This window comes from Streptomyces sp. NPDC007162 (assembly GCF_040634175.1).
Taxonomy (GTDB): Bacteria; Actinomycetota; Actinomycetes; order Streptomycetales; family Streptomycetaceae; genus Streptomyces.
This window is the reverse complement of sequence record NZ_JBEYFC010000162.1, coordinates 1-17465: the sequence shown is the minus strand read 5'-3', so window position 1 is coordinate 17465 and position 17465 is coordinate 1. Positions and strand designations below refer to the sequence as shown.

Genomic DNA, 17465 nt, shown 5'->3' with positions numbered 1-17465 from the left:
GGACGCCAGGGTCTTGGAGATCGTGTAGGTGCCGGGGTCGGGACCATGGCCGGGTGCAGCGCGCTGATCAGGATGAACGGCGAGGTGTAGTTGCAGAGCTGGGTCTCCAGGAGCTCCACCGGGGAGATCTGGTCGATGGTCTGCACCCAGGTGTTGGTCTCGACGACGTCCGGGACGAGGCCGCCCGCGTCGATGGCGGTGCCGTCGAGGTGCCGGGCGACGCTGGCGTTGCCCGCGACGAGCGCGAGGTCGGCGACCTTCTGCGCGTCGAGGCCGCTGGTGCCGACCGGGAGCGCGGCGATGCCGTCCACGGCGCCCGAGTTGAAGGCGCCGACGACGTGGTGGGCGGGGAGTTCGCCGGCGGGCAGCGGGGCGCTCTCGCCCTCGACCAGGGCCGCGTACGCGGAGGGCAGCCGGCGTACGGTCTGGGTCGCGTTGTTGATCAGGATGTCCAGCGGGCCCGCCGCGGTGACCTGCTCCGCGAGGGCCACGGCCTGGGCGGGGTCGCGCAGGTCGATGCCGACCACCTCCAGGCGGTGCAGCCAGTCCGCGGAGTCCTCCATCGCCTTGAAGCGGCGGATGGCGTCCTTCGGGAAGCGGGTGGTGATCGTGGTGTGCGCGCCGTCGCGCAGCAGCCGCAGCGCGATGTACATGCCGATCTTGGCGCGGCCGCCGGTGAGCAGGGCGCGCTTGCCGGTCAGGTCGGCGCGGGCGTCGCGCTTGGCGCGGTTCAGCCGGGCGCAGTCCGGACAGAGCTGGTGGTAGAAGTAGTCGACCTCGACGTAGCGGGTCTTGCAGGTGTAGCACGATCGCGGCCGCTGGAGTATGCCGGCGACCCGGCCCTCGTCGGTCCGCGAGGAGGGCAGCAGGCCCTCGGTCTCGTCGTCGATGCGCTGGGCGGAGCCGGTCGCGGTGGCCTCGGTGACCGCCTTGTCGTGGGCGGTCTTGGCAGCCCGCCGCTCCTGGCGCCGGCGCTGCTTGACCGTGCGGTAGACGCCGGCCGTGGCCCGGCGCACCGCGATGGCGTCCGGGTGGTCGACCTCCAGCCTGTCCAGTTCCTCCAGGACGCTGAGGCAGACGGCGAGCCGCTCGGGGTCGATACCGGGACCGTGGACGATCGCGTCCACCACGTCCACCGCGTCCTCGGCCGCCGGGCCGTCCTGTGTCACCGTCATCGCGCCGCCGCTTCCCTGATCCACCAGCGGCGCTCCGACTCGCGCCCGCTTTCGAACGGGGAATTTTACGGAGCGCCGGCCCGAAGGACCAAACCCGCCCGAATGACGGAGCGGGGAAGGGGCCCACGGAAGCCGCCGCGCCGAACCCCGGAGGCCGGGCACCGCCCGGCCACGGGCGACACTACGACCACACCACGAACCCGAAAGCCATCCGGCGGCCCCGCCCCACGGCGACCACCGTTCGGCAGCCACACCCCGAAACCACGGACTCCGGGGGGCCTCATTACTCCCCCGCCGCAGGCCACGGAGACCGTCCGGCAGTCCCGCTGCCCGCGGCGGGCGTCGTTCGGCGGTCTCGTGGCGGGGCCCGGGGCTTCGCGGCCTGGTCGCGGTCCCCGGAGTCAGGGCCGGGCCTCCCTCAGCAGTCGCACACCTCCATCAGGGCGTCCACCTCGTCGGTCACCGCGCGGGCGAGTACGTCGAGGTCGGGGACGGCCGTCGCGTCGGCCACCAGGCCGTAGTGGACCTGGTTGCGGTAGGTGGAGACGGCGACGGCGAGGGACTGGCCGGGCGCGAGCGGGGCCAGCGGGTAGACGGCGGTGAGCGGGTGGCCGCCCAGGCGCAGGCCGAGGCCGGGCAGCGGCACGCTGGTGACCAGGATGTCGAACCAGAGCCGGGCGGCCTGGCCGACGAGCGGCCCGCCGAGCCGGTGCCCGAGCGCCGGCACGTGGTCGGCGAGCAGGGCGACGGCACCGGCGCCCCGGTTGGGGCCGGCGTCCTTGTTGCGGACCATCGCCGTGCGGACGCGGTCAAGGCGGGCGAGCGGGTCGGGGTTGTCGACCGGAAGCCGTATCAGGTACCCGGAGAGCCGGTTGCCCTGTGGGGCGGCGCTGCGCGGACGGCGCTTGGACACGGGGATCAGGGCGCGCGGCGCGACGCCCACCGTGCCGTCGCCGCGCTCCTCCAGCCAGCGGCGCAGCGCCCCGGCGACGACGGCGATGAGCACGTCGTTGACGGTGCCGCCGACCGCCTTGCGGACACGGTGCACGTCGTCGATGTCGAGGTCGACCCCGGCGATGCTGCGGGTGCCGGTGGGCTCGGACCGCAGCGCGGTGGACGAGCTCACGCCGAGCGCGGACAGGGCGACGGAGGCCCCGATGTCCAGGGCCCGGCCCACGTCCGAGAGGGCGCCGCGCACCAGCTCGGGCATCCTGCGCACGTCCGGCAGCGCCAGCAGGGGCCGGGGTGCCTCGATGGGGCGGGGGGAGCGCTCGGGCAGGTCGAGCGGGTCCATGACACCGGCGGCCAGTTTGAGGGCGCGCAGCCCGTCGGCGAGGGCGTGGTGGAACTTGAACAGCACCGCGAAGGACACGCCGTCCTCGCCGGGCAGCACATGCGCCTCCCACGGCGGCCGGCCGCGCTCCAGCGGACGTTCCATCAGCCGGCCCGCGGCCGCCTGGAAGTCGCCGGTGGGTGCGTGCAGCCGGACGTGGTTGAGGGGGTCGAAGTCCGGGTCGGTCTCACGCGCGGCGCCGCCGAACGCCAGCGGCTGCCAGACGTCCCTGATGCGCATGCGCAGACCGGGCACGGCGGCCGCGCGGGCCGCGAGCAGGTCGGCGGCGTGCGCACCGGCCGTCGGCGAGTGCGCCGAGAACACACCGAGCGCGCCCAGGTGCATCGGGTGCCGGTCGGACTCGATGTTCCAGAACGCCAGATCGAGAGGGGCGAGCAGGTCAGCAGTCGCAGTCATCAAAGGGACGCCTCGCGTCGACGGAGGGTGGATCAGCAGTCAAACGCCGACACCCGATTACGGTCAAGTACGATCACGCTACGCTCAGTTAACAGCAGATTAAGTCCCGCCTCCCCCGAAAGAGGCGGGCCTCAAGGGACGGCAGAGGTCACTTCAGCGGCGGTGGCGCCGCCTCGGGTGACGTACCCCACTCCGACGGGCGCGGGCCGACCGTGAACGCCAGTGACCGCAGGGACCGCAGCGAACCGTTCGTCAGGTAGGTGCGGCCGTAGTCGGATCCGTCCCTGCGGGCCCGCTGGATGTAGCGGTCGGTGGCGGAGGTGCCGGGCGCGGTCACCGTGAAGCCGCCGCTCGGCCACCAGCGGCGGTCGAGGTGGACGTCGACGCGGTCGAAGACGGGCGTGGACAGGCCCCAGGTGCCGTACCCCGGCTGGACCGGGAAGAGGCCGACGGACGACAGCACGTTCCAGGCGGACATGGTGCCGAGGTCGTCGTTGCCGGTCATCCCGGTCGGCCCGTCGGTGAACAGGGTCAGGGCCGCGTGCACGACGTCGGTGGTCTGCCAGGGCCGGCCGGTGGAGAGGTAGGTGTAGGGGGCGATGAGGTCGGGCTCGTTCATCGGGTTGTAGACGGCCGCGTTGTAGTAGGTGTACGCGTCGCCGTGCACCCAGACCTCGCGGGCGGTCCTGACCGGATCGGCGAGGAGCCTGCCGTAGGCGAAGAAGGAGTCGAGCCGCCGGTTGGTGGCGTCCTCGCCGCCGATCAGGGAGATCACGCCGGGCAGGTCCTGCGGGACGAGCCACTGGTACTGCCAGGCGGTGCCCTCGTGGAAGCCGATGCCGCGGGCCGGGTCGGGGTTGCCGGTGAAGACGCCCTGGCCGTCGCGGGCGCGGAAGAAGCCGGTGGAGGGATCGAAGACGTTGCGGTAGTTCTGGGCCCGGGTGGCGTAGCGGGCCGCGTCCGCAGTGTGGCCGAGGTCCCGGGCCATCTGGCCGAGCATCGCGTCGGAGAGGGCGTACTCCAGGGTGACGGAGGCCCCGTGGTCGTAGTCGGAGTCGCCGACCTTGGCGTGCGGCCGGCCCTTGAGGTAGGGCGCGAAGCCGTTCGCCAGGTACTCGGCGTTGGCCTCGCGGCCGATGCCGGGGTTGGCGGCGGGCGGCACGCCGTCGGCGTTCTTCTTCAGCGCCCGGTAGGCGCGCTCCTCGTACCCCTTGAGCAGCCCCGTCTGGTAGGCCGTGGTCAGGAAGGGGGTGACCGGGTCGCCGGTCATGATGTTCGTCTCGACCGTGCCGTAGCCCCAGCGGGGCAGCCAGCCGCCCTCCTCGTCGATCTTCAGCACGGACAGGGCCATGTCGCGGGCCTCGCTCGGGGCGAGCAGGGCGAGCAGCTGGGCCTGGGTGCGGTAGGTGTCCCAGAGCGACCAGTTCTGGTAGTAGGTGAAGCCCCGGGCGCGGTGGATGCGGCGGTCCCAGCCGGTGTAGCGGCCGTCGGCGTCCTCGCCGACGCTCGGCGCGAGGAAACTGCGGTACAGGGACGAGTAGAAGGTGCGGCGGAGGGCGGGACCGCCACCCCTGACCCGGATGCCGGCGAGCCGCCGCTCCCAGGCGTCCCGGGCCTGCCGTCGTACCGTGTCGAACGAACGGCCGCCCTCGGCGCGGAGATTGGCCTCGGCACCGCGCGCGTCGACGTACGACAGGGCGGTGGTCGCCTCGACGGTACGGTCCCCGGTGGTGTCGAAGCGCACGTAGGCGCCGTCGGCTCCGGTCCGGGAGCCGGGGGTGACCGCGGCGCCGCGCCAGGTGCCGTAGCCGGTGAAGGGGCGGCTGAAGCGGGTGACCGTGTAGACGGTGTAGGGGGCGGTGTCCCGGCAGAAGCCGTGGCCGGTGATCCTGGTGCGGACGGTGTGGTCGTCGAGGATCTCGACCTCGCTGCTCACCGGCCTGTGCAGCGCCTGGGCCGCGTTGAGCAGGACGTTCGCCTTGCCGGTGGCCGGGAAGGTGTAGCGCTGCACGCCGGTGCGGGCGGTCGCCGTCAGCTCGGCCCGGACACCGGAGTCGAGGCCGACGCGGTAGTAGCCGGGGCTCGCCTGCTCGTCGGCGTGGTTGAACCCGGCGGCGTACCGGGCGTAGTCCGTCTGCGTGACGTCCCCCGTGGTCGGCAGCACGGGCAGGTCGCCGCCGATGGCACAGCCGACGCCGGAGAGGTGGACCAGGGAGAAGCCGCGGATCCGGTGCTGGGAGTAGTCGTAGCCGGTGCTGTGCCCGGTGTCCGGGGAGAACTGCACCATGCCGAAGGGCACGGCCGCGCCGGGGAAGGTGTTGCCCTCGTCCTGGCTGCCGATGAAGGGGTTCACCAGGTCGGTGAGGTGGCCGTCGGTCGGATCGGCGGCCCCCGCGGCGGGGGCGGTGAACAGCGCGGACGCTGTCAGCACCCCGGCGAGGCACAGCCGTGTGCGCCGGGTCCCTCTCATGTCGATGACCTCCGAAGTTCGACATCGCTGTCTGCATCGTGAGGGGGAAAGACCGCAAAGCCCGGCAAATAGGGGTTTTCACGTCCGGCGCGTCGCATACGAGTTGGGCCCGGCGCGAACGGCGCCGGGCCCGTGGCGGATCCGTGACTACGAGACCAGCTGCCCCTTCCCGAGGGCGATGACCCCGCCCTTGGAGACGGTGTACAGCTCGGCGTCCCGCTCCGGGTTGACGCCTATCGTGGCGCCGGGCGGGACCTCCACGTTCTTGTCGAGGACCGCGCCGCGCACCACCGCGCCCCGTCCCACGACCACGTTGTCGTGCAGTATCGACCCCTGGACCACCGCGCCCGGGTCGACGCGCACGCCCGGTGACAGCACGGACCGGGTGACCTGGCCGCGGATCAGGCAGCCCGCGCTGATGATCGACTCGCTCGCCATCCCGCCGGCGTTGAAACGGGCCGGGGAGAGCTGGTAGGAGTGGGTGTAGATGGGCCAGTTGCGGTTGAAGAGGTTGAAGGCCGGGCGCTCCGCGATCAGGTCCATGTGCGCGTCGTAGTACGCGTCGAGGGTGCCGACGTCCCGCCAGTAGCCGCGGTCGCGGCTGGTCTCGCCGGGGATGTGGTTGGTGCCGAAGTCGTAGAGCTGGGCCTCGCCGCGGGCGGTGAGCTGGGGCAGGATCGAACCGCCCATGTCGTGCACCGAGTCGTCGTCCTCGGCGTCCCGGTGCAGCGACTCGATCAGGGCCTTGGTGGTGAAGATGTAGTTGCCCATGGAGGCGAACACGGTGTCCGGGGCGTCCGGCAGGCCGGGCGGGTCGGCGGGCTTCTCCAGGAAGGTCTCTATCGTCCGGCCGTCCGAGCCCGGCGTGATCACACCGAACGCCGAGGACTCGGCGCGCGGGACGCGGATGCCCGCGACCGTGACCCCGGCGCCGCCCTCGATGTGCTGCTGGAGCATCTGCCGGGGGTCCATGCGGTAGACGTGGTCGGCACCGAACACCGCCACGTACTCGGGCTGTTCGTCGTTGACGAGGTTGAGGGACTGCAGGAGGGCGTCGGCGCTGCCCAGGTACCAGCGCGGGCCGAGCCGCTGCTGCGCCGGGACCGGAGTGACGTAGTTGCCGAGCAGACTGGACATCCGCCAGGTGGTGGTGATGTGCCGGTCCAGCGAGTGCGACTTGTACTGGGTCAGCACGCAGATGCGCAGCACGTCCGCGTTGACCAGGTTGGACAGGACGAAGTCGACCAGGCGGTAGGTACCGCCGAAGGTGACAGCTGGTTTGGCCCGGTCCGCGGTCAGCGGCATCAGGCGTTTGCCCTCCCCTCCGGCCAGCACGATCCCGAGTACCGAAGGCCCACCACGACGCATGGCCGCTCCCCTCACCCTGGTGCTCCATGCCTGCCCTCGGAGCACATCTGCTAAGCCTGCACCGGGATCACGTCGAGCAGGCGGCTTGTTCGTTACGGCTGTTCGAGGATCTCTGATCACGCCTGCTTCAGGATCTCCTCGTACAGCAGGACCGTGCGTCTCGCCACCGCGTCCCAGCCGAACTCGCCCACCGCGCGCTCCCGTCCGGCCTCACCCATCCGCCGGGCCGTCTCCCGGTCGCCGACCACCGTGTCCAGCGCTCGCGCAAGGCCCGCTTCGAAGTCGTCGTCGAGATCGACCAGCAGGCCGGTCTGGCCGTCCTCGACGACCTCGGGGATGCCGCCGACCCGGGACGCCACGACGGGCGTGCCGCAGGCCATCGCCTCCAGGTTGACGATGCCGAGCGGCTCGTACACCGAGGGGCAGGCGAACACGGCCGCGTGGGTGAGCAGTTGGACGACGTCGGCGCGCGGCAGCATCTGGGGGATCCAGTGCACGCCCTCGCGGACCCGGCTGAGCTCCTCGAAGAGCTCGCGGAACTCCCGGTCGATCTCCGGCGTGTCGGGCGCCCCGGCGCACAGCACGACCTGCGCCGCGGGGTCGATGTCCCGTACGGCGCGCAGCAGATGCGGGACGCCCTTCTGGCGGGTGATCCGGCCGACGAACAGCACGTAGGGGCGGTTCGGGTCGATGCCGGTCCGGGTGAGGACGTCGGTGCCGTGGTCCGGCCGGTACAGGGCGGTGTCGATGCCGTTGTGCACGACGTGGACCTTCGCCGGTTCGAGAGCCGGGTAGCAGGCGAGGATGTCCTCCCGCATGGCCCCGGAGACGGCGATCACGGCGTCGGCGGCCTCGATCGCGCTGCGCTCCGCCCAGCTGGACAGCGCGTAACCGCCGCCGAGTTGCTCGGCCTTCCAGGGGCGCAGCGGCTCCAGGGAGTGCGCGGTCACCACGTGCGGGACGCCGTACAGCATCTTGGCCACGTGACCGGCGAGGTTGGCGTACCAGGTGTGGGAGTGGACGAGATCGCGGCCTTCGAGTCCCGCGGCCATGGCGAGGTCCACGGAGAAGGTGCGCAGCGCGTCGTTGGCGGTGTCCAGGGCGGACCAGGGGCGGTGCCGGACCACGCCGACGCCGCGGCCCTCCCCCCAGCAGTGCACCTCCAGGTCGACCAGGGGCCGCAACTCCCGGGCGAGGAACTCCACGTGAACACCTGCACCGCCGTACACGTCCGGGGGGTACTCCCGGGTCAGCAGTCCGACTCGCACCCGCAACCCCTCGCTCTTGACGGCCGGTTGGTCCATGGTCACCCAGAAGCGGCGCGCGGGGAAGGGCGCGGTGGTTGTGTGAAACAACAGTCACCGCAGATCCCGCCGCCCGGTACCCGGTAGTAGAGGCAGCAGCTGCGACGGCGGAAGGACAGTCCGGTACGGGTGCCGGTGGGGTTCAGCCGCGGGTGCGCGAACAGGGCCGAGGTGAGGGCGCGGGCACGATGGGCGAGGTCCGGGTCGCCGTCGGCGCGGGCGCGGCGGTCCAGTTCGCGGGCGGCGCCGGCCAGCGCCGAGCCCGCGTTGCCCCACAGCAGGCCGGCGGCGACGCCGTAACGGGCGCGCAGGGCCGCGGCCAGGGGTTCGAGATGGCCGTGTACGACGGCGTCCACGAGGGTGGCCGGTCCGGCGCCGCCGGGCAGCGCGCGCACCTCGGTGAGCCAGAGGTCGTCCGGGGCGGTGGCGCCGGTGTCCCAGCGGAGCAGGCGGGGGTCCAGGTCGGGGAGGCGGCCGTACCGGGCGGCGCAGCCGAGGGCCACGGACCACAGCCGGGCGGCCAGCGCCTGGTGGGCGATGGAGGCGGCGACCCTGGGCTCGGGGGTCCGTAGCCGCTCCCCGACCGTGCCGACGCGGTGGGTGAGGGAATCGCGGCGGCCGTCCGGTGCGGCTTTCTCGAAGGCCGTCGCGTAGGTTCTCGCGAGGGTCGGCAGCGCGTCGGTCCGCGCCGCCGCGGTGCCCGTGGCCGCAGGGTGGAGCGTCCGCAGGACGAAGAAGCCGCCGAGCGGACGGAGCGCGGCGAGAGCGGGGTCCAGGTCCACGGACAGCAGTAGTACCAGGAGCGTCGGGCTTCCGACCGCCCGGCCCTCCACCCGGCGTCACCCACCCTGGGGATGATCGGGGTCCTTTCGTACTCCATCGGCAGTACGACGCATTGGGTGCTCAGGTACGACGACGGGAAGCAGCCGGGCGGGCAGAGTGTTGTGCATGGAAGCCGACCGATCACCGCGTGGGGCCAACCGGCCGCGCATGACGCGAAGGAGCCGTGCATGAGCGCCCTCGCGTTGTCCGTGTTGCTCTCCTTCGTCTCCGCCGTCGCCTACGCGGGCGGAGCGATCGTGCAGGAGCAGGTCGCGGTCTCCTCCCCCGACCGGCGGTACGCGCCGCTGCGGCGCCCGAGCTGGTGGGGGGCGATGGCGCTCAACGGTCTCGGCGGTCTGCTGCACGTCGTGGCCCTGGCCTACGGCCCGCTGAGCCTGGTCCAGCCGCTGGGCGCGCTCACCATCGTGTTCGCCCTGCCCATGGCGGCGCTGTTCGTGGGCCGCGGGGCCGGGACCACCGCCTGGCGCGGGGCGATCATGGCCACCGTCGGCCTCGCCGGTCTGCTCTCCCTGGTCGGCTCCTCCGACTCGCACACCCTCGACTCCGCGGGGCGGATCGGGGTCGCGCTGGTCACCGGCGGGGCGGTGGTCGCGCTGATGATCGCGGGACGGGCCGTGCACCGGCATCCGGCGGTGCGCAGCGTGCTGCTCGCCACCGCGTCCGGCATAGCCTTCGGCATGTCCTCGGTGTTCACCAAGGTGGTGGCGATCGACTGGGACGGCGGGATCGCCCCGGCCGACGCGGTCTGGCTGGCGGTGATCGGCGCCTACGCCGTGGCGGGCGTCATGATCTCCCAGGCCTCCTACCGCGGCGGCGGCCTCGCCGCCCCGCTGGCCACGCTGACGGTGGTCAACCCCGTGCTGGCCGCGGCGGTCGGCATCACGATGTTCGGCGAGGCGTTCCGCTACGGCGCGACCGGCACGCTGCTGGCGCTGGGCTGCGGTGCGGTCGCGGCGGGTGGCCTGATCCTGCTGACGACCGAACGCATCGAGAGCACACCGCACCCGGCCCCCACGACGCCTCTGCCGCAAAGCGCACCCGCGACGTCCCCCGAGCCCCTGGTCGAGGCACTGGTGGAGCTGGCGGAGGCGGTCGCGGTGGACGCCGGTCCCGTGCCGGACGGTCCCCCGGATGTCGTGTCGGGGAGGGGTGCTCCGGCGGAGGCCGGTGCGGTCGAGGGACGGCCGGGGTCCGGCGTGCTCGGCGGCGAGGCGGGTTCGCCCGCGCTCACGATGCCGCAGCAGCGCACGGCGTCCGCGGCGGACGTGGCCGACGTCCTGCTGCCCGCCGCCGACTACGTGCACGGCGCCCTGCTGGACCGGCGCCGTACGCGCGTCACATCCGTCAAATCCTGACGCCACCGGCCCGGAGATAGGCGACCGGGTCGATGTCCGAGCCGAATCCGGGCCCCGTCCGCACCTCGAAGTGCAGATGCGGGCCCGTGGTGTTCCCGGTGGCTCCCGAGCGGCCTATCCGCTGGCCCGTGGCGACGCCCTGCCCGGCCCGTACGGAGATGGCCGACAGATGGCCGTACTGCGAGTAGCGGCCGTCGGCGTGCCGGATCACCACCTGGTAGCCGTACGAGCCGCCCCACCCCGCCGTGACGACCTCCCCGGCCTCGATCGCCCTGACGGAGGTGCCGGTGGGCGCGAGGAAGTCGACGCCGGTGTGGTAGCCCTTCGACCAGTGCGAGCCGGACGCGTGGTACGGCGTGCCGACCGGGGCGTCGACCGGGGCGACGAGGGAGTGCCCGGTGTGGGTGGGGGTCTTCCTCGCCTCGGCCTTCGAACGGCTCTTCGCCGCTGGCTTCGTCTTGGCCTTCCGCTTCGCCTCGGCCCCGCCGGCCGGCTGCTCCGCCCTGGCGGCCCGGCCGGTCAGGCTCAGCCGCTGCCCGGGCAGGATCAGGTCCGGGTCCGCGCCGACCGTCGCGCGGTTGGCGGCGTACAGCCGGTGCCAGCCCCCGGTCACGTCGTGTTCGTCGGCGATCCCGGAGAGCGTGTCGCCGCGCACCACGGTGTACATCTCGGCCTTGCCTGCCCGGGATTGCGGCGTGGTCTGCGGCTGCACGTCCCGCACCGAGCTCTTGGCGGGGAGGGTGCGGGCGCTGTCGGTGTGCGTGCTCTCGACGTGCGTGCTTCCGGTGTGCGTGGGCCCGGTGCGCACGTCGGGTGTGCCGCCGCCGCGGGTCAGCCCGCCCCGCACCGAGCAGACCGGCCAGGCGCCCGGCCCCTGCCCGTCGAGGACCTTCTCCGCGACGGCTATCTGCTGGTCCCTGGTCGCGAGGTCGGCCCGCGGCGCGTACCGGGTGCCGCCGTACGCCTCCCAGGTGGACTGGGTGAACTGGAGCCCGCCGTAGTAGCCGTTGCCGGTGTTGATGTGCCAGTCGCCGCTGGACTCGCAGGCGGCGACCTTCTCCCAGGTGGTCACGGAGGCCGCCGTGGCGGTCCCGGCGGCGGCGAGCGGGATCGCGAGCCCGGCGCCGCCCGCCGTGACGGTGAGTGAGGCCCGGTTGATCCTGTTCGGCTGGTACCGGCGGTGCCGCCCGCGTTCGGCCATGTCTGAAGCCCCCTCGCCACGCGCATCAGGAAGGGCCAAAAGTAAGCGCCCCGAACAGGCCATGACAAGGCGGCAATCAGCCGCCTCACGCCCGGGGGGAAACGCCCGTCATGGGGCGAAGCACCCCATCCGCAAAGCGACTTGACGTCTCGTCGGTCACACGGTCCCGGCGAAGGGCCCGGTACGGCCTTTCCCGTGGTTACTGAGGCGTCGGCCCCGTGTCGTCCGTATCTGCGTGTGCGGCCGGTCGGACGGCGAGTCAGGATGGCCTTTGGGCAATACTGGCGGACACGGGGGCGGCAGCACCTTTTGCACGTTCTACAAGATCGCATCGATCTTTGAGGAGCAGGCGGTATGAGCACTTCGGCGCAGATCGGCGTCACGGGTCTCGCGGTCATGGGCCGCAACCTCGCCCGGAACTTCGCGCGCAACGGCTACACGGTGGCGTTGCACAACCGCACGGTGTCCAAGACACGCGAGCTGGTGGAGAACTTCGGGGACGAGGGCGACTTCATCGCGGCCGAGACGGCGAAGGAGTTCGTCCAGGCGCTGGAGCGCCCGCGCCGACTGGTCATCATGGTCAAGGCGGGCGCCCCCACGGACGCGGTGATCGAGGAGTTCGCCCCGCTCCTGGAGCCCGGCGACATGATCATCGACGGTGGCAACGCGCACTTCGCCGACACCCGGCGGCGCGAGAAGGCGCTGCGGGAGCAGGGCATCCACTTCGTCGGCATGGGAGTCTCCGGCGGCGAGGAGGGCGCGCTGCACGGGCCGAGCATCATGCCGGGCGGGCCGAAGGAGTCGTACGACTCGCTGGGCCCGATGCTGGAGAAGATCTCGGCGAAGGCGGCGGACGGCGCGCCCTGCGTCACGCACTGCGGCCCCGACGGCGCCGGGCACTTCGTGAAGATGGTGCACAACGGCATCGAGTACGCCGACATGCAGCTGATCGGCGAGGCGTACCAGCTGCTGCGCGATGTCGCCGGGTACTCCCCCGAGCAGATCACGGAGATCTTCCGCACCTGGAACACCGGCCGGCTCGACTCGTACCTGATCGAGATCACGGCCGAGGTGCTGGCCCACGTGGACGCGGCGACCGGGAAGCCGTTCGTGGACGTGGTGGTGGACCAGGCCGAGCAGAAGGGCACCGGCCGCTGGACCGTCCAGATCGCCCTCGACCTGGGCGTGCCGGTGTCGGGGATCGCCGAGGCGGTGTTCGCGCGTTCCCTGTCCGGCCATGCCGACCTGCGCGCCGCCTCCCGCGAGCTGGCCGGTCCGAAGCCGACCCCGCTGTCCGAGGCGGAGGCGGCGGCGTTCGCCGACCGGGTGGAGCAGGCGCTGTACGCGTCGAAGATCGTGTCGTACACGCAGGGCTTCCACGAGATCCAGGCGGGCAGCGACGAGTACGACTGGAACATCGACCTCGGTGCGGTCTCCGCGATCTGGCGGGGCGGGTGCATCATCCGGGCGGCGTTCCTGGACCGGATCCGCGCGGCCTACGACGCCCGCGCCGACCTGCCCAGCCTGCTGTCCGACGAGACGTTCGCCCGGGAGATCGCCGACGCGCAGGACGACTGGCGCGAGGTGATCATCGCGGCGACCCGGCAGGGGGTCGCGGTGCCCGGCTTCTCGGCGGCGCTGGCGTACTACGACGCGCTGCGGGCGGAGCGGCTGCCCGCGGCTCTCACGCAGGGCCAGCGGGACTTCTTCGGAGCGCACACGTACCGCAGGGTGGACCGGGAGGGGTCGTTCCACACGCTGTGGGGCGGGGACCGCGGCGAGGTCGGCGCGTAGGGCCGTCGGCCGCCGGGGCGCGGGTGAGCTGCGGTTTCGCGGCTCCCCGCGCCCTTCGCGTTCCCGGGGACCTGCAGGTCCGAGGCCCGTCAGGTGAGGGGCGGGCCCGGTTCGGGGCTGGGGGTCGGCTCCGGGCCGGGCGGGACCGGGGACGGGGCGGGGTCGGGGCCCGGGGACGGCGGGGTGGGCCCGGGGCCCGGATACGGCGGCGTGGGGGCCGGTTCCGGGCCCGGAGGCGGTTGCGGGTCGGGGACCGGGCTGGGATAGGGGTCCGGCGGCCGGGGGCCCGGGCCGGGCGGGGGGCCGGGGGGTACGGGGTCGGGCTGCGGGTTCGTCATGGCGTCCTCCGCCAGTGGCTCGATGTCACCTCTGGTGTACTGTCACGCGTACCCGGCCCGGGCTCCAGCACTCACCCGAACCACCCCGCAGGGCGAAGGCGTGCGGCTGTCAGAAGCGGCCGGGGTGGGCCACCAGCCACTCCTTCGCCGCGCGCAGCAGCTCGGGGTCGGGTGTGGGGGCGACGTCCGGGTGGCGTTCGGCCCACCTGACGACGTACGGGCAGAGCGGGGCCACCGGGGTGTCCTCGCGCTCGGAGATCGTGTACAGCTCGCGGGCGAGGGAGCCCGCGATGCCCTTCCCCTCGTGTTCCGGTTCCACGATGGTGTGCACGGGGACGAGGGCCCGGGAGGGCGACTCCAGCACGAAGTACTCGATGCGGCCGACGACTTCGCCGTCGGCGACCGCCTCCAGACGGCCGGCCCCCCGGTCGTCGCGGATCTCGATGTCGCTCATGTCGCCCTCCTGGTCGGCCCGTCAGACCGCTACGGCCTGCGGACTGCGCTCCTGGTCCGAGCCCGGTACCGGCTCGGACGGGTCGGCACCGAGCGCCACGATCCGGTTGTCGCGGTCGACGTGCACGACCCGCGGCCGAAACGTACGCGCCTCGGCGTCGGTGACCTGAGCGTAGCTGATGATGATCACCAGGTCGCCGGGGTGGACGAGGTGGGCGGCGGCACCGTTGATCCCGACCACCCCCGAGCCCCGCTCGCCCTCGATGACGTAGGTCTCCAGCCGGGCCCCGTTGGTGATGTCGACGATGTGGACCAGCTCACCGGGAAGCAGGTCGGCGGCGTCGAGCAGGTCGGCGTCGATGGTCACCGATCCCACGTAGTGCAGGTCGGCCTGGGTGACGGTGGCGCGGTGGATCTTGGACTTGAACAGAGTACGCAGCACTTTGGACTCCTGGAAGACGGCTCCCTGCCTGCTTTTTGCAGGTCAAGGGCGTTGTTCACTGTACATCGGCACTCCTCGAACTCGAAGGTCCCGAGGAACATCGATGCAGTACCCGTCGTCAGGGAGTGGCCGTCTCCTCCGGTGGCGGGTCCTCAGTGACCCGGAAGCGGTTGATGGCTTCGATGTGCCGGGCCCGCGTCTCCTCGTCGCGCACGCCCAGGCCTTCCTCGGGCGCCAGGCACAGCACGCCGACCTTGCCCTGGTGCAGGTTGCGGTGGACGTCGTAGGCGGCCTGGCCGGTGTCCTGGAGGGAGTAGACCTTGGACAGGGTGGGGTGGATCCTGCCCTTGGCGATCAGCCGGTTGGCCTCCCACGCCTCGCGGTAGTTGGCGAAGTGCGAGCCGATGATGCGCTTCAGCGACATCCACAGGTACCGGTTGTCGTAGACGTGCTCGTAGCCGGACGTCGACGCGCAGGTGACGACGGTGCCCCCCTTGCGCGTGACGTACACACTGGCGCCGAAGGTCTCGCGGCCGGGGTGCTCGAAGACAATGTCGACGTCCTCGCCGCCGGTCAGCTCGCGGATGCGGCCGCCGAACCGTTTCCATTCCTTCGGGTCCTGGGTGTGGGCGTCCTGCCAGAAGCGGTAGTCCTCGGCGTCGCGGTCGATGACGGCCTCGGCGCCCATCCTCCTGCATATCTCGGCCTTCTGCGGCGAGGAGACCACGCAGACCGGTGTGGCGCCGCCGGCGAGGACGAGTTGCGTGGCGTACGAGCCGAGGCCACCGCTCGCCCCCCAGACCAGGACGTTGTCGCCCTGCTTCATCCGGGCGCCGTTGCGGGAGACCAGCTGGCGGTAGGCGGTGGAGTTGACCAGGCCGGGGGCGGCGGCCTCCTCCCAGCTCAGGTGCGCGGGCTTGGGCATGAGCTGGTTGGACTTCACCAGCGCGATCTCCGCCAGGCCGCCGAAGTTGGTCTCGAAGCCCCAGATGCGCTGCTCGGGGTCGAGCATGGTGTCGCCGTGGCCGTCGGCGGACTCCAGTTCCACACTGAGGCAGTGCGCGACGACCTCGTCGCCGGGCTTCCAGACGTTGACGCCCGGACCGGTGCGCAGCACCACGCCCGCCAGGTCCGATCCCAGGACGTGGTAGGGCAGGTCGTGCCGGCGGGCCGACGCGCTGAGCCTGCCGTAGCGCTCCAGGAAGCGGAACGTCGGCAGCGGTTCGAAGACGGCCGACCACACGGTGTTGTAGTTGACCGAGGAGGCCATCACGGCCACCAGCGCCTCACCGGGGCCGGGCGACGGGGTCGGCACTTCCGCCATGTGGAGCGACTTCCGCGGATCCTTGTCGGCCGAGTCCACCCCCTCGAAGAGGTCGGTCTCGTCCTTGCGGGTGACGATGCCGCGGAAGGATTCGGGAATCCGGACACCGGCCCAGTCCTGCCGGGTGACGTCCTCGGAAAGGAGCGCGCTGGTCATGTCTTCCACGTACCGCACCTTAAAGTGACGAGGTCAGCGCGGGAACCCCAGATTCTCGGGCCCCGTGCAGGAGGGGTACCCCCCTTACTCCGTCGTCGGGCCCTGCACCGTGGGATAAGGGGTGTCCGAGGGTACGGCCGTCGCGGCGTGCCCCGCGATCAGTCCGACGATCGGCGCCTGGTGCGCCGACAGGTAGAAGTGGCCGCCGGCGAAGACCCGGAGCGTGAACGGCCCTTCGGTGTGCTCGGCCCAGGCCCGCGCCTCGTCCAGGGTCACCTTGGGATCGTCGTCACCGATCAGGCACACCACCGGGCACCGCAGCTTCGGCCCCGGCTCGTACCGGTAGGTCTCGATGGCCCGGTAGTCGGCGCGGATCGCCGGCAGCACCATCCGCTGCACCTCCGGATCGGTGAGGAGTCCCGCGTCCGTGCCGTTCAGCCGGCGTATCTCCGCGAGGACGCCCTGGTCGTCCCGCAGGTGCACGGTCTCCGCCCGGACGCGGGACGGTGCACGTCGGGCGGAGACGAACAGGCCCCCCAGGACGATGCCGTGGTCGTTCTCCAGCCGGCGCGCGATCTCGAAGCCGAGGATCGCTCCGAGGCTGTGCCCGAAGAAGAGCAGTGGCCGGTCCGCCCAGGGCAGCAGTTCCGCCACCGCCTCGTCGGCCAGCTCGGCGATGCTGGTCGCACAGGGCTCGGCGCGCCGGTCCTGCCGGCCCGGGTACTGCAGGGCCACGACGTCGACGGAGGGCGGCATCGCCGCCGAGACCGGGTGGTAGAAGGAGGCGGAGCCGCCGGCGTGGGGCAGACAGACCAGCCGGACGTCACTGTCGGAACGGGGGTGGTAGCGGCGGATCCACGCACTGTTCCGCTCGGTCGGGTCGGCCATGTCGCTGAGAAGTCCCTTCCACGGACAACCACGGAGCACGCTGGGAACGCTGACCTGTCACCATCTGCGTCACAGTCTCCCTGTGCGTGAGCGGCGTTCGCACCCCCTATCACCCCCCTCAGCCGGTCACCCGAGGTCGACCCACACCTTGCCCGATGCGGTGGCCGCCGCGGCGAACGCCTCGTCGACGTCGTCCAGGGGGTAGCCATCGCTGACCACCGCGCCCAGGGGGGAGGATGACGGTGAGCGCAGCGCGCCGACGGTCCGGGCGAAGTCCCCGGGGTGGTCGTAGACCATGCTGCCGATGAGGGTGACCTGCCCGGCCACCAGGTCACGGGGAGAGATCTCGAGCGGCGCGGTGCCGAGGCCGATCAGTACGGCGGTGCCGTACGGGGCGAGGCGCCGCAGCCCCTGCTCGACGGCTCCGGAGGCGCCGGAGGTCTCGAAGAGGTACGGGAACGTCTCGCCGCCCGGCGGCGCCGACAGCGCGCCCAGGGAACAAGCCCGTTCAAGGCGGGCCGCGTTGGGCTCCTGGACGTACACCGTCACCCCGTGCTCGACCAGTGCCCGGCACAGCAGCAGGCCCTGCGAGCCGGCACCGGTC

At 72.2% G+C, this 17465-nt stretch carries 14 protein-coding genes; 2 read left to right on the top strand and 12 right to left on the bottom strand.

Going from position 1 to position 17465, the window contains the following annotated elements; all coding sequences use genetic code 11:
- From ABZ646_RS20635 to ABZ646_RS20610, 6 genes are all read right to left on the bottom strand, one after another.
- Positions 1-1175, bottom strand: a 1175-nt coding sequence (locus tag ABZ646_RS20635) for an SDR family NAD(P)-dependent oxidoreductase (RefSeq protein ID WP_360520609.1), incomplete at its 3' end; no start/stop codon positions are given.
- Positions 1176-1593: 418 nt separating this feature from the next.
- Positions 1594-2925, bottom strand: coding sequence for a wax ester/triacylglycerol synthase family O-acyltransferase (locus ABZ646_RS20630; RefSeq protein WP_360520606.1), 1332 nt, complete (start codon positions 2923-2925; stop codon positions 1594-1596).
- A gap of 148 nt (positions 2926-3073) precedes the next feature.
- Positions 3074-5395: a GH92 family glycosyl hydrolase gene (locus ABZ646_RS20625; RefSeq protein ID WP_360520603.1), complete on the bottom strand. Its 2322-nt coding sequence runs from the start codon at positions 5393-5395 to the stop codon at positions 3074-3076.
- A 147-nt stretch (positions 5396-5542) separates the two neighbouring features.
- The gene (glgC, locus tag ABZ646_RS20620; protein WP_360520600.1) at positions 5543-6763 is read right to left on the bottom strand and encodes a glucose-1-phosphate adenylyltransferase; all 1221 of its coding nucleotides are present in this window, start codon (positions 6761-6763) and stop codon (positions 5543-5545) included.
- Positions 6764-6879: 116 nt separating this feature from the next.
- A complete protein-coding gene (gene glgA / locus ABZ646_RS20615) occupies positions 6880-8031 on the bottom strand; it encodes a glycogen synthase (protein WP_360520612.1) in 1152 nt (383 codons plus the stop codon).
- A gap of 38 nt (positions 8032-8069) precedes the next feature.
- Positions 8070-8849, bottom strand: a complete 780-nt coding sequence (locus ABZ646_RS20610) for an IucA/IucC family C-terminal-domain containing protein (RefSeq protein WP_360520597.1) — start codon at positions 8847-8849, stop codon at positions 8070-8072.
- A 228-nt stretch (positions 8850-9077) separates the two neighbouring features.
- Between ABZ646_RS20610 and ABZ646_RS20605 the strand changes: the two genes are divergently transcribed.
- On the top strand, positions 9078-10265 hold the full coding sequence (locus ABZ646_RS20605) for a DMT family transporter (RefSeq protein ID WP_360520594.1): 1188 nt from the start codon (positions 9078-9080) through the stop codon (positions 10263-10265).
- On the opposite strand, the gene ABZ646_RS20600 is transcribed toward ABZ646_RS20605, so the two are convergent.
- Complete coding sequence (locus tag ABZ646_RS20600) at positions 10255-11466, bottom strand: transglycosylase family protein (protein WP_360520591.1); 1212 nt, start codon at positions 11464-11466, stop codon at positions 10255-10257. The genes ABZ646_RS20605 and ABZ646_RS20600 overlap by 11 nt on opposite strands.
- A gap of 354 nt (positions 11467-11820) precedes the next feature.
- On the opposite strand from ABZ646_RS20600, the gene gndA reads away from it, so the two are divergent.
- Positions 11821-13260, top strand: coding sequence for an NADP-dependent phosphogluconate dehydrogenase (gene gndA, locus ABZ646_RS20595; RefSeq protein ID WP_360520588.1), 1440 nt, complete (start codon positions 11821-11823; stop codon positions 13258-13260).
- Between the two features lie 447 nt (positions 13261-13707).
- On the opposite strand, the gene ABZ646_RS20590 is transcribed toward gndA, so the two are convergent.
- The 5 genes from ABZ646_RS20590 to ABZ646_RS20570 form a co-directional block, all read right to left on the bottom strand.
- Positions 13708-14052 carry a GNAT family N-acetyltransferase gene (locus tag ABZ646_RS20590; protein ID WP_360520585.1) on the bottom strand — a complete coding sequence of 115 codons (345 nt, stop codon included), beginning with the start codon at positions 14050-14052 and terminating at the stop codon, positions 13708-13710.
- A gap of 21 nt (positions 14053-14073) precedes the next feature.
- Entirely contained in the window at positions 14074-14493 is a 420-nt protein-coding gene (panD, locus tag ABZ646_RS20585) for an aspartate 1-decarboxylase (RefSeq protein ID WP_358982945.1), read from the bottom strand.
- A gap of 118 nt (positions 14494-14611) precedes the next feature.
- The gene (ccrA, locus tag ABZ646_RS20580; RefSeq protein WP_360520581.1) at positions 14612-15982 is read right to left on the bottom strand and encodes a crotonyl-CoA carboxylase/reductase; all 1371 of its coding nucleotides are present in this window, start codon (positions 15980-15982) and stop codon (positions 14612-14614) included.
- 75 nt (positions 15983-16057) lie between these two features.
- Positions 16058-16861, bottom strand: coding sequence for an alpha/beta fold hydrolase (locus tag ABZ646_RS20575; RefSeq protein WP_360520577.1), 804 nt, complete (start codon positions 16859-16861; stop codon positions 16058-16060).
- Positions 16862-16987: 126 nt separating this feature from the next.
- Positions 16988-17465, bottom strand: a 478-nt coding sequence (locus ABZ646_RS20570) for a zinc-binding dehydrogenase (protein WP_360520574.1), incomplete at its 5' end; no start/stop codon positions are given.

Coding starts and splice junctions, on each gene's coding strand:
- ABZ646_RS20600 (WP_360520591.1), bottom strand. CDS start 11,466: ATGGCCGAACGCGGGCGGCACCGCCGGTACCAGCCGAACAGGATCAAC.
- ABZ646_RS20575 (WP_360520577.1), bottom strand. CDS start 16,861: ATGGCCGACCCGACCGAGCGGAACAGTGCGTGGATCCGCCGCTACCAC.
- ABZ646_RS20590 (WP_360520585.1), bottom strand. CDS start 14,052: ATGAGCGACATCGAGATCCGCGACGACCGGGGGGCCGGCCGTCTGGAG.
- gndA (WP_360520588.1), top strand. CDS start 11,821: ATGAGCACTTCGGCGCAGATCGGCGTCACGGGTCTCGCGGTCATGGGC.
- ABZ646_RS20605 (WP_360520594.1), top strand. CDS start 9,078: ATGAGCGCCCTCGCGTTGTCCGTGTTGCTCTCCTTCGTCTCCGCCGTC.
- glgC (WP_360520600.1), bottom strand. CDS start 6,763: ATGCGTCGTGGTGGGCCTTCGGTACTCGGGATCGTGCTGGCCGGAGGG.
- ABZ646_RS20625 (WP_360520603.1), bottom strand. CDS start 5,395: ATGAGAGGGACCCGGCGCACACGGCTGTGCCTCGCCGGGGTGCTGACA.
- ABZ646_RS20630 (WP_360520606.1), bottom strand. CDS start 2,925: ATGACTGCGACTGCTGACCTGCTCGCCCCTCTCGATCTGGCGTTCTGG.